Below are 10,616 nucleotides of genomic sequence, written 5' to 3'. Positions count from 1 at the left end.
ACAACGATGCCAGGAGTATCCCCGCTGGTTGCACACCTACAATCACCACCGCGGCCACACAGCACTCGGCGGTCAACCACCAGCCAGCCGTGTACCTAACCTCTCAGGTCAGTACAGCTAGCCGTCTGAGCCGCCGCTGCCGCTCGAGCTGCCGGCACCGCCCGAGCCGTTGCCGCCCGCACCGCCGGTGCCACCGCCGCCGGTGGTCCCACCGCCGCCGCCGTCGCCGCCCGCTCCGCCGGTGGCCTTGCCCGAGCCGGTGCTGGCGGAGCCGCCCGTACCGCCGGAGCCGCCGTTGCCGTTCACGCCGCCACCGGTACCGCCGTCGCCACCGGCGCCACCGGTGCTCGCGCTGCCGCCCTTGGTGGAACTGCTACCGCCGGCACCGCCCGAGCCTCCGTTTCCGACCACCGAACCGCCGTCGGCCCCGTCGCCGCCGGACCCGCCCTTCGACGCGCCTGCCGTGGTGTTGGTGCCGCTACCGCCGGAGCCCCCGCTGCCGCCGGTGCCGAGCACTGCGGTGTGCCCGCCGTCGCCGCCCTCGCCACCCTTGGTCGAACCGTTGGTGGTGCTGGCGTTGCCTCCGTTTCCGCCGTCACCGCCGTTACCGAGCACGCCGGTCGCACCGCCCGTGCCACCGGTACCGCCGGCCGCGGGTCCGCCGGGCAGGAAGATCCCGGTGTTCGTGGTTTGGCCGCTACCGCCCGCGCCACCGTCGCCGGCGTCGCCCGTCACGACGCCACCGTTTCCGCCGTTGCCGCCCGCACCGCCCGTCGCACCGAGAATGCCACCGGGCGAGTTCGCGTTGCCGCCGTTGCCGCCGTCGCCGCCGGCCCCGAGAGCGCCTGCCTGTCCGCCGTTTCCGCCGTTGCCGCCTGCGCCGTTGAAGATCACTGCGGCCGTGCCCGACCCGCCGTCACCGCCGTTGCCCGCGTTGCCCAGCACGATGCCACCCGCACCGCCGTCACCGCCGTTGCCCCCGACGATGCCTGCGCCGCCCGCGCCGCCGTTGCCGCCGCTGCCCAGGAGGCCGCCGCCGTTGCCGCCGTCACCACCATTGGCTCCGACGGCGCCGGGCAGGCCGGCGCCGCCGTTGCCGCCGGTGCCGACGAGGCCCGCGTTGCCGCCGTTGCCGCCGATCACCGACGTGCCGCCGTTGCCGACGATGCCGCCCTGTCCGCCGTTGCCGGTGAGGGTCGAGCCGCCGCTGCCGAGAATCAGCGCACCGGCGCCGCCGTTTCCGGTGCCGGAGAGTCCGCCGTTGCCGGCGACGAGGCCGCCGCTGCCGCCGTTGCCCGTCACCGATACGCCGCCGTCTCCGAGGACGAGTCCACCGTTTCCGCCCGTTCCGCTGCCGGAGGCACCGCCGGTGCCGATCAGTCCGGCGTTACCGCCCGAGCCCGTGCCGGACGCACCGCCGTTACCGAGCAGCAGACCACCCGCACCGCCCTGCCCATTGGCCGACGATCCACCGGTGCCGATCAACAGGCCGGCGTTTCCACCGTTGCCCGTCGCCGAGTTCGATCCGTTGCTGATGAGGGTGCTCAGCACGCTGCCCAGCAGGCTGCCGAGGAACACCGGCTGAACCTCTGCGCTCTGAGTTCGCGGTGCGGCCACCGGATTGGCCCCCGTGGTGAGTGCGGCGGTGAGGCCGGCGGCGCCACCACCTGCGAGGACGCCTGCGGCGAGGAACGCCGTGACCGCGGACCTCTTACGAGTGCGCGTGACCTTCTTCTTCGCGTGCTTGGCCATCGACTTCGATCCCTTCATGTTGCGTTCGGCACTGGGTCAGCTAAAACATCTGCTGTCGCGAGCAACATATTGCCACGGGCTCGGTTGTATTGGTAGCAAACTCACCACTCGATTTGGCGACGTGCCGATTCGGCGAGCCCGCCCATGGTCTCGCTGCCGGCTCTCCGGCCGCTGCGCGATGGTTTTGTGTGCGAAAGCTGGCCTTGTGGTTGAGGTTTCCTCGATTCTATTCGCGTCAGCGTCAATTTCGGGCCGCCCCGATGAGTCTGGAGGAAGTCGTCGTCGACGGGATGACAGCCGGTACATAGCAATACAATGGGTGAACAATGAACGGCTCGCGGGCGATGAATCGCTAATCATCTGAATGCCATTGGCAACGATGCGGCCGGGTGCGCCATATCGATGCTGCCGCGAGCAGATGCGGGCGTCGCGTGGCCGGTCGATAGGCTTCCGCCATGCGAGTGGGTGTGCTGGGTGCCAAGGGCAAGGTCGGCGCGACGATCGTGGCCGGAGTCGATGCCGCCGAGGATCTGAGGTTCACCGTCGGGGTGGACGCCGGGGACGCGCTCACCGCGTTCACCGACAGCGATACCGACGTCGTCGTCGACTTCACCCACCCGGACGTCGTGATGGACAACCTGAAGTTCCTCATCGACAGCGGCGTCCACGCCGTGGTGGGAACGACCGGTTTCACCGACGAGCGCCTCGCGCAGGTCCGGACGTGGTTGGCCGACAGGAGCGACGTGGCCGTCCTCATCGCCCCGAACTTCGCGATCGGTGCGGTGCTGTCGATGCAGTTCGCCAAGCAGGCGGCCCGCTTCTTCGAGTCGGTCGAAGTCATCGAACTGCACCACCCGCAGAAGGCCGACGCGCCGTCCGGCACGGCGGTGCGGACGGCGCGCTTGATCGCCGAGGCGCGAAAAGGCTTGCCGCCCAATCCCGATGCCACCAGCACCGGTCTGGACGGTGCGCGAGGGGCCGACGTCGACGGTATTCCCGTGCACTCGGTGCGGGTCGCCGGACTGGTCGCCCATCAGGAGATCCTGTTCGGGACACAGGGGGAGACGCTGACCATCCGTCACGACAGCATGGACAGGACCTCCTTCGTCCCCGGCGTCCTCCTGGCCGTGCGGCACGTCCACGAACGACCCGGTCTCACCGTCGGGATCGAGCCCCTGCTCGACCTCTGATCGTCCGATGACCGACGGGTCCCGCGCACTGCGCATTCAACTGCTCATCGCCGCGATGTCCGTGGCGCTGGTCGTCTACTTCGTGCTGCTCGGTCGGGCCGGTGTCGTGCTCGTCACCTCCGGCGAGCCGGCGGCCATCGGTTTGGGCGTTGGCGTCTTCCTGCTTCCCGTGGTCGGGATGTGGGCGCTGGTGGCGACGCTGCGCGCCGGATTCGCCCATCAGCGGTTGGGCAGGATGGCGCGCGAACAGGGGATGGAACTCGACGTCAGCGAGCTGCCGCGGATGCCGTCGGGCCGGATTCGACGCGATGCCGCCGACGCCCTCTTCGCCGAGGTGAAAGCCGAAGTCGAGGAAGACCCGGATGATTGGCGACGGTGGTACCGACTGGCCCGCGCCTACGACTACGCGGGGGATCGCAGCCGCGCGCGGGAGACCATGAAGACGGCGCTGCGCATCGAGGAGGGTTCGCGGTGAGTGCAACGCTGTTGATCGTGCACCACACGCCGTCTCCGCACCTGCAGGAGATGTTCGAGGCGGTGCTGGCCGGCGCCACGGACCCCGAGATCGAGGGCGTCCGCGTCGTGCGCAAGCCGGCGCTGTCGGTCACGCCAACGGATGTGCTCGAGGCGGACGGGTACGTGCTGGGCACTCCGGCGAACCTGGGCTACATGAGCGGCGCGCTCAAGCACGCGTTCGACACCTTCTACTACCCCTGTCTCGACACGACTCGAGGCCGCCCGTTCGGGCTGTACCTGCACGGCAACGAGGGCACCGAAGGCGCCGAGCGCGGAGTCGACGCCATCACGACCGGCCTGGGGTGGGTGAAATCAGCCGCCCACGTGGCGGTCTCGGGCAAACCGACCAAGGCGGACATTCAGTCGTGCTGGGAGCTCGGTGGCACGCTCGCCGCGCAGCTGATGGAGATTTGAGAGCCCTGGACCGGACGTAGCGGTACGGTCTGTCCATGTCAGGTCTCGCCAGTTTCGCCATGGCTGGGGCGCCGATCGCCGGAGGGGCGCTCGTCGGCTTGCTCGCCGGCAACCTCCGCGGCCCGGACGTCCGCGCGTTGATCAAGCAGGACATGGATCTGCTCGCACAGCTTCCGCCAGAACAGGTCGAGCGCCGAGCCGAACTGCAGCGGGTCATCGACATCCGTGTCGACGACATCATCGCCGGGGTCGACAAGAACCGCACGCTCGTCGAGATGGCCCAGTCCTACCGCGGAAACTGGCGCGACATCGTGGTGTTCATCTGCGCCGTCCTGTTCAGCATCGTGTGGTTCGAGGTCGCCGACCGGGCCAAGGGCCAGTTCTGGCCCATGTTCATCGTGCTGATCCTGCTCTCAATCGTGGCGGGAGCGTATGCGGGCCGCGGCGTCATCCGGGCCCTGCGGTCACTGCTGCGGCACGGCGACGATCAGTAGTGGTAGGTGTCCGACGGCGCGGGCGCGTGGCCGGGATCGTCACCGAACTCCGATGCGTGGATGCCGTACGACTGAGCCAGTTCGAGGATCTTCTTCGCGCGGGCGATGCGGGGCAGATCCGAGCCGTTGCGGATCTCGCCGCCGTCCCGATCGAACTCCGCGAAGAACTCCTTGGCCCAGGCGATCTCGTCCTGCGACGGTGACAGTCCCTCGTTGACCGTCGGGCACTGATCCGGTGTCAGGCAGATCTTGCCGGTCATGCCGAACTCGGCGGAGACCGCGGTCGCCTCGGACAGTTTGAGCGCGCTCGAACCCACCGTCGGGCCGTCGATGGCGCTGGGCAGATGAGAGGCCTTGGCGGCGATCGTGAAACGGGATCGCGCATAGGCCAGCGTGGCGGGGTTGTCGCCGAAACCGGTGTCGCGGCGGAAGTCGCCGATGCCGAACGCCAGCCGGAAGGTGCCCTTCGTCGCCGCGATCTCGGTGATGCGCTCCAGTCCGCGGGCGGTCTCGACGAGCGCGACGATCGGCACACCGGGCAGTCGCTTCGCGGTCTCGGTCACGTGGTCGACGGATTCGACCATGGCGAGCATGACACCACCGACGGAGGTCTTCGCCAGCACGTCGAGGTCCTCGGCCCACCACTGGGTGCCGAAGCCGTTGACCCGGACCCAGTCGGTGTTGCCGTCGGCCAGCCACCGAACGACGTTGTCGCGCGCCGCGACCTTGTCCTTCGGGGCTACCGCGTCCTCGATGTCGAGCACGACGATGTCGGCGCGGGAGCGGGTGGCCGGCTCGAACCGGTCGTACTGCGCTCCGTTGACCAGCAGCCAACTGCGGGCCAACACGGGGTCGATGCGGGTGCCTGCGTCTGCGGTCGCATCGGCGATGCCGGGATCCTGGTCGTACACCCGAACATCGTCGCCTATCGGGGCGAGGCCGCTCAGCCCAGGGTCGCGCCGAAGACCCGCTCCATCGCCGCCCAGTGCCGCGTGGCGGCAGCCGCGTCGTACGGCCCGTTGTCCGGCACCGCGAAACCGTGGCCGGCCGAATAGAACTCGATGGTGTGCTCGACACCGGCCGCGGTCAGCGCCTTGTCGAGGGTCTCGCCGTTCTCCTCGGTGAACGACGCGTCGTTCTCCGCGGCGCCGACGTAGACGGTGGCCGTGATCTGGTCGGCGAGCAGATGCGGGCTACCGGGGTCGTCGGACGCCAACCCGCCGCCGTGAAACGACATGGCCGCGGCCACCCGCTCGGGAACCCGGCCCGCCACCACAAGAGAGGTGCGGCCGCCCATGCAGTAACCCGTCGTGCCGAACGCGGTGCCCGACACCTCGGGTCGGGACTCCAGGTAGTCGAAGAACGCCGCGGCGTCGGCGGCCATGATGTCGGGCGTGACCTTCGAGATCATGCCGAACAGGCGCTTGCGCTCTCCCTCGTCGGTGAACACGGTCGCCATGTCGAACGGCGCCCACCCCTGGTCGCGGTAGTAGACGTCGGGCACCAGCACGGCGTAGCCGAGGTCGGCGAGTTGCTGCGCCATGTCGCGGAACGTCTGACGCGTGCCGCCGGCGTCCGGGTACATCACCACACCCGGCCACGGGCCGTCCCCGTCCGGGGTCGAGAGCGTCACGGCGCAAGCTCCGTCGGCGGTGGTGATGGTGTCCTCAATGGTCGGCATGCCTTCCGTTCTACCCCGAGGCGCTGGACGTAAGCTGACCGCGTGCCCATCCCGACCCCCTATGAGGATCTGCTGCGCCTGGTGCTCGACCGGGGCACGCCGAAATCGGACCGCACCGGCACCGGCACACGCAGCCTGTTCGGGCATCAACTTCGTTACGACCTCACCGCCGGCTTCCCGCTGATCACCACCAAGAAGGTGCACACCAAGTCGATCGTGTACGAACTGCTGTGGTTCCTGCGCGGCGACTCCAACGTGCGCTGGCTGCAGGAGCACGGCGTCACCATCTGGGATGAGTGGGCAAGCGAGACAGGCGATCTGGGTCCCGTGTACGGAGTGCAGTGGCGTTCGTGGCCGACGCCGTCGGGTGAGCACATCGACCAGATCAGCGCGTCGCTCGAGCTGTTGAGGCGCGACCCGGACTCGCGCCGCAACATCGTGTCGGCCTGGAACGTCGGCGAGATCCCCCAGATGGCGCTCCCGCCGTGCCACGCGTTCTTCCAGTTCTACGTCGCCGACGGCAAGCTGTCCTGCCAGCTGTATCAGCGCAGCGCCGACCTGTTCCTGGGCGTGCCCTTCAACATCGCCAGCTACGCGCTGCTGACTCACATGATGGCGGCGCAGGCCGGGCTCGGCGTCGGGGAGTTCGTCTGGACGGGCGGGGACTGCCACATCTACGACAACCACGTCGAGCAGGTCACGCTACAGCTCAGCCGTGACCCACGCCCGTACCCGGAACTGGTACTCGCGCCGCGGGACTCGATCTTCGACTACACCTACGACGACATCGCGATCGTCGACTACGACCCGCACCCTGGCATCAAGGCCCCGGTGGCCGTGTGACGGATGTCGGTCTGATCTGGGCGCAATCGACATCCGGGATCATCGGCCGGGACAACGGAATCCCGTGGCGGCTGCCGGAGGACCAGGCGCGCTTCAAGGAACTGACGATGGGCTCGACGGTCGTCATGGGGCGGCTGACCTGGGAGTCGCTGCCCCCGAAGGTACGGCCGCTGCCGGGCCGCAGAAATGTCGTAGTGACGCGGCAAGCTGACTACGTGGCTGACGGAGCAACGGTGGTGGGCGACCTCGAGGAGGCGCTCACCCGACCGGACACCTGGATCATCGGCGGCGCCCAGATCTACACGCTCGCCCTGCCCTTCGCGACGCGGTGCGAGGTCACCGAGGTCGACGTCGACCTGCCCCGCGAGGACGAGGACGCGGTGGCGCCCGTACTCGACGACGAGTGGACGTGTACCGACGGCGACTGGCAGGTGAGCGACGCCGGCGTGCGCTACCGGTTCTCGACCTACGTTCGCGCGTGAAGCTCACAGCCGAGCAGGCCCGCCGGGTCGCGGTGGCGGCACAGGGTTTCACCGAATCGAAGCCCGCGGGCCCGGTGACGCGAGCGCACCTGCGCAAGCTGCTCTCGCGAATCCAGGTGCTGCAACTGGACTCGGTGTCCGTCGCGGTGCGCGCACACTACGCACCGGTGTTCAGCAGGCTGGGCGGCTACGACCGCGACGTCCTCGACAGGGCGGCGTGGAGTCACAGCGCCAGGGCCCCGCGGTTGATGGTCGAGTACTGGGCGCACGAGGCCGCGTTGATGGCCGTCGACGACTGGCCGCTGCTGCGGTGGCGGATGCGCGAGTACGAGCACGGGCGCTGGGGCCGAGAGATCGTCAAGAAGAACGCCCACCTCGCCGAGGACGTCGTCGCCGCGGTCACCGAACTCGGCCCGTCGACCGCCGGCCAGATCGAGGCGCATCTCGAGGCGGAGCCGCGGGGACGCAAGGGGCCCTGGTGGGACCGCAGCGACACCAAGTGGGTGGCCGAGGCGCTGTGGTCGTCGGGCGTGCTGACGACGGCGACCAGGGTCGGCTTCGCGCGGCACTACGACCTGAGCGAGCGCGTCCTGCCGCCGGAGGTGTTCGCCCGCGACGTCGACGACTCCGAGGCGATCCGGGAGTTGGTGCTGCGGGCCGCGGGAGCGCTCGGCATCGGCACCGAAACCGACCTGCGAGACTACTTCCGGCTGAACCCGAAGCAGAGCAAGCCCGCGGTGGCCGCGCTTGTCGCCGCCGGTGAGCTCGAGGAGGTCGAGGTCGACGGCTGGTCCGCACCCGCCTACTTGAAGCCGGGGCAGAAGGTGCCGCGGTGGGACCGGGGGACCGCGCTGCTGTGCCCGTTCGACCCGCTGATCTTCTTCCGGCCCCGCGTCGAGAGGCTCTTCGGTTTCCATTACCGCATCGAGATCTACTTGCCGCAGCCCAAGCGCCGATTCGGTTACTACGTATGGCCTTTCCTGCTCGACGGACGCCTGGTGGGCCGCGTCGATCTGAAGGCCGAACGCGCGTCGAATGCGCTCGCCGTCGTCGGCGCGTTCACCGAGGAGGGGGAGGACGCCGGGTACGTCGCCGCGGCGCTGGCGGACGAACTGCGGTCGATGGCGTCCTGGCTGGGGCTGGGCGATGTCACCGTGGGCAGCCGAGGCGATCTGGTGAGCGCACTGCGCAAGGCGCTGCGCTAGGACGTGCGGTCGGCCAGCGCCGGCTCACGCGGTCGTTTCGAGGATCAGGCGCACCGTCTCCTCGGGCTGGTCCCAATGCGGGAAGTGACCGCAGTCGGAAAACCAGTGCAGCGCTGCATCCGGGAAGAGCTGCCGGGCCCGGTCGGCCTGACTGGGTGGGGTCACCCTGTCGTTACGGCCCCACCCGATCACCGTGCGGCCGCGAAGCGATCCGGCCGGCGCCCCCTCCTGCTTCGGGCCGTGGATCAGCGCATGCAGGGCGGCGTCGATGCTGGCGGACGTCGCGAAGCAGCGCAGCTCCTGCAGGACGAGGTCCTGCGGGAGCTTCCACGGCTTGGCCGAGAACTGCAGGAGGAGCGCGGTCCGACCGATCGCGCTACCGGTCAGGGCGGGTAGGAGCGGCTGGATGCGCTTGACCAGGGAGATCGACGGTCTCACGGTGGCGCCGAAGACCTTCACCTGTCGGTCGGTCCAGAAACCGCCGGGGTCGAGGGCGACGACGTTGCCGGAATGGCCACGGCGCGCCATCTCCAGAGCCATTCGCGCACCCATCGAACTGCCCACGACGTCAACGGCGCCGAGCTCCTGGTCGACGATGAATCTCTCGACCGCGTCGGTCAACGACGCGATGGTCACCTCGCCAGGCAATGGCGCACTGTCGCCGAAGCCGGGAAGATCGACGGAGATCACTGTTCGCTCGCGGGCCAGCGCCTGGACGATCGGATCCCAGTTGTGCAGGTTGGAGATGCCGTGGACGAGTAACAGTGGCTTTCCCGAACCGGTCTGAACTGAGCGCATCCGGGTGATGTACCCACGTGGTGCGGATTGAACGGATGGAGGCCGAGCAATGTGTCGTCGGTCCGCTCTACGTGACCGTCGATCGGTCGATGCGGGTGGCTGGGGAGGCGTCGCCATGCTCGACGTCGTCGGTCCGCCGCACGGACCCACCTGCACCGGTGCGGCCGGCCGGGGTGACAATCTCACCAACGCAAAGGAGCATCAGCATGGAGGTAGTACGCACCCCCGACGAGCGATTCGCGGGGTTACCCGACTTCCCGTTCGAACCGCACTACGTGGAAGTGCCCGCAGGTGACGGTGGGATGCTGCGGATGCACTATCTGGACGAGGGCCCTTCCGACGGTGAGGTCGTGCTGCTGTTGCACGGTGAGCCGTCGTGGAGCTACCTCTATCGCACGATGATCCCGGTCCTCACCGCGGCCGGGTTGCGCGCCGTCGCGATCGACCTCGTCGGGTTCGGTCGCAGTGACAAGCCCACCCGTCGCGACGACTACTCCTATGCGGCGCATACGGATTGGACGTGGGCGGCAATCGATGCGATCGGGCTCGGCGACATCACCCTGGTGTGTCAGGACTGGGGCGGGCTGATCGGCCTGCGCCTGGTCGCCGAACACCCCGACCGGTTCGCACGAGTGGTGGCGGCCAACACGATGCTGCCCACCGGCGACCACCACCCCGGCAAGGCGTTCCTGGCCTGGCAGAAGTTCAGCCAGGAGGTACCGGTGTTCCCTGCGGGCCAGATCATCAACGGTGCGACGGTGTCCACTCTGACCGCCGAAGTGATCGCCGCCTACGACGCTCCGTTCCCGGACGACACCTACCAGGCGGGTGCCCGCCAGTTCCCGATGCTGGTGCCCACGAGTCCGGAGGACCCGGCCGCGGCGCGCAACCGCGCGGCCTGGGCGTCGCTCGGCGAGTACGACCGGCCGTTCCTGTGTGCGTTCTCGGATTCCGATCCCATCACCGGCGCCGCCGAACCCGTGCTGCGCTCCCACGTACGCGGTGCGCAGGGGCAGAAGCACGTCACGATCGCCCAGGGCGGGCACTTCCTTCAGGAGGACCGGGGGCCCGAGCTCGCGACGGCCGTCGTCGAGTTCATCGCGGCCAACCCGCGGTGACTAGGTGTACTGACCACGGACGTTGGTGACGGCGTGGTGAGGTGACAAGACGAAGACCTCCGGGTGAAGTGCGAGCTGTCTAGGAACGCACCAACTCACCTCGGAGGTCTTCGTGGTTCACCG

The 10,616-nt window shown here is 68.9% G+C and carries 12 protein-coding genes and 1 pseudogene; 9 read left to right on the top strand and 4 right to left on the bottom strand.

Annotation, left to right across the window (positions count from 1 at the left end; translation table 11 throughout):
- Positions 1 to 121: pseudogene (locus NM203_RS32975) on the top strand (IS481 family transposase); the annotation flags it as partial.
- Here NM203_RS32975 and NM203_RS33270 read toward each other — a convergent pair.
- Entirely contained in the window at positions 118 to 1,770 is a 1,653-nt protein-coding gene (locus NM203_RS33270) for a hypothetical protein (RefSeq protein ID WP_303625555.1), read from the bottom strand. The pseudogene NM203_RS32975 and the gene NM203_RS33270 overlap by 4 nt on opposite strands.
- A 437-nt stretch (positions 1,771 to 2,207) precedes the next feature.
- On the opposite strand from NM203_RS33270, the gene dapB reads away from it, so the two are divergent.
- The 4 genes from dapB to NM203_RS32950 are packed head-to-tail and all read left to right on the top strand — an operon-like array spanning position 2,208 to position 4,366.
- Positions 2,208 to 2,942 (top strand): 4-hydroxy-tetrahydrodipicolinate reductase, encoded by a 735-nt coding sequence (dapB, locus tag NM203_RS32965; RefSeq protein WP_255065277.1) that lies wholly within the window; start codon positions 2,208 to 2,210, stop codon positions 2,940 to 2,942.
- 7 nt (positions 2,943 to 2,949) lie between these two features.
- Positions 2,950 to 3,417 carry a tetratricopeptide repeat protein gene (locus NM203_RS32960; RefSeq protein WP_255065276.1) on the top strand — a complete coding sequence of 156 codons (468 nt, stop codon included), beginning with the start codon at positions 2,950 to 2,952 and terminating at the stop codon, positions 3,415 to 3,417.
- A complete protein-coding gene (locus tag NM203_RS32955; protein WP_255065275.1) occupies positions 3,414 to 3,872 on the top strand; it encodes a flavodoxin family protein in 459 nt (152 codons plus the stop codon). The genes NM203_RS32960 and NM203_RS32955 overlap by 4 nt, the downstream gene beginning before the upstream one ends.
- A gap of 35 nt (positions 3,873 to 3,907) precedes the next feature.
- Entirely contained in the window at positions 3,908 to 4,366 is a 459-nt protein-coding gene (locus tag NM203_RS32950) for a hypothetical protein (RefSeq protein ID WP_255065274.1), read from the top strand.
- On the opposite strand, the gene NM203_RS32945 is transcribed toward NM203_RS32950, so the two are convergent.
- Both NM203_RS32945 and NM203_RS32940 read right to left on the bottom strand, forming a co-directional pair.
- A complete protein-coding gene (locus NM203_RS32945) occupies positions 4,360 to 5,277 on the bottom strand; it encodes an HpcH/HpaI aldolase/citrate lyase family protein (RefSeq protein ID WP_255065273.1) in 918 nt (305 codons plus the stop codon). The genes NM203_RS32950 and NM203_RS32945 overlap by 7 nt on opposite strands.
- Before the next feature lie 32 nt (positions 5,278 to 5,309).
- The gene (locus NM203_RS32940) at positions 5,310 to 6,047 is read right to left on the bottom strand and encodes an alpha/beta fold hydrolase (protein WP_255065272.1); all 738 of its coding nucleotides are present in this window, start codon (positions 6,045 to 6,047) and stop codon (positions 5,310 to 5,312) included.
- A gap of 42 nt (positions 6,048 to 6,089) precedes the next feature.
- On the opposite strand from NM203_RS32940, the gene NM203_RS32935 reads away from it, so the two are divergent.
- The 3 genes from NM203_RS32935 to NM203_RS32925 are packed head-to-tail and all read left to right on the top strand — an operon-like array spanning position 6,090 to position 8,577.
- Positions 6,090 to 6,890 carry a thymidylate synthase gene (locus NM203_RS32935; protein ID WP_255065271.1) on the top strand — a complete coding sequence of 267 codons (801 nt, stop codon included), beginning with the start codon at positions 6,090 to 6,092 and terminating at the stop codon, positions 6,888 to 6,890.
- Positions 6,887 to 7,372, top strand: coding sequence for a dihydrofolate reductase (locus NM203_RS32930; RefSeq protein ID WP_255065270.1), 486 nt, complete (start codon positions 6,887 to 6,889; stop codon positions 7,370 to 7,372). Before NM203_RS32935 ends, NM203_RS32930 begins: the two co-directional genes overlap by 4 nt.
- On the top strand, positions 7,369 to 8,577 hold the full coding sequence (locus NM203_RS32925) for a winged helix-turn-helix domain-containing protein (protein ID WP_255065269.1): 1,209 nt from the start codon (positions 7,369 to 7,371) through the stop codon (positions 8,575 to 8,577). The genes NM203_RS32930 and NM203_RS32925 overlap by 4 nt, the downstream gene beginning before the upstream one ends.
- Positions 8,578 to 8,601: 24 nt before the next feature.
- Here NM203_RS32925 and NM203_RS32920 read toward each other — a convergent pair whose 3' ends face one another.
- Positions 8,602 to 9,375 carry an alpha/beta fold hydrolase gene (locus tag NM203_RS32920; RefSeq protein ID WP_255065268.1) on the bottom strand — a complete coding sequence of 258 codons (774 nt, stop codon included), beginning with the start codon at positions 9,373 to 9,375 and terminating at the stop codon, positions 8,602 to 8,604.
- A 206-nt stretch (positions 9,376 to 9,581) separates the two neighbouring features.
- Here NM203_RS32920 and NM203_RS32915 point away from each other — a divergent pair, with 206 nt between their 5' ends.
- On the top strand, positions 9,582 to 10,493 hold the full coding sequence (locus NM203_RS32915; RefSeq protein WP_255065267.1) for a haloalkane dehalogenase: 912 nt from the start codon (positions 9,582 to 9,584) through the stop codon (positions 10,491 to 10,493).
- Positions 10,494 to 10,616: the final 123 nt, after the last annotated feature.

Source organism: Mycolicibacterium arenosum (assembly GCF_024320865.1).
Taxonomy (GTDB): Bacteria; Actinomycetota; Actinomycetes; order Mycobacteriales; family Mycobacteriaceae; genus Mycobacterium; species Mycobacterium arenosum.
Note: the sequence above shows the minus strand (reverse complement) of the source record. Positions and strands in the feature narration are given on the sequence as shown.

Coding starts and splice junctions, on each gene's coding strand:
- NM203_RS33270 (WP_303625555.1), bottom strand. CDS start 1,770: ATGAAGGGATCGAAGTCGATGGCCAAGCACGCGAAGAAGAAGGTCACG.
- dapB (WP_255065277.1), top strand. CDS start 2,208: ATGCGAGTGGGTGTGCTGGGTGCCAAGGGCAAGGTCGGCGCGACGATC.
- NM203_RS32960 (WP_255065276.1), top strand. CDS start 2,950: ATGACCGACGGGTCCCGCGCACTGCGCATTCAACTGCTCATCGCCGCG.
- NM203_RS32950 (WP_255065274.1), top strand. CDS start 3,908: ATGTCAGGTCTCGCCAGTTTCGCCATGGCTGGGGCGCCGATCGCCGGA.
- NM203_RS32940 (WP_255065272.1), bottom strand. CDS start 6,047: ATGCCGACCATTGAGGACACCATCACCACCGCCGACGGAGCTTGCGCC.
- NM203_RS32920 (WP_255065268.1), bottom strand. CDS start 9,375: ATGCGCTCAGTTCAGACCGGTTCGGGAAAGCCACTGTTACTCGTCCAC.
- NM203_RS32915 (WP_255065267.1), top strand. CDS start 9,582: ATGGAGGTAGTACGCACCCCCGACGAGCGATTCGCGGGGTTACCCGAC.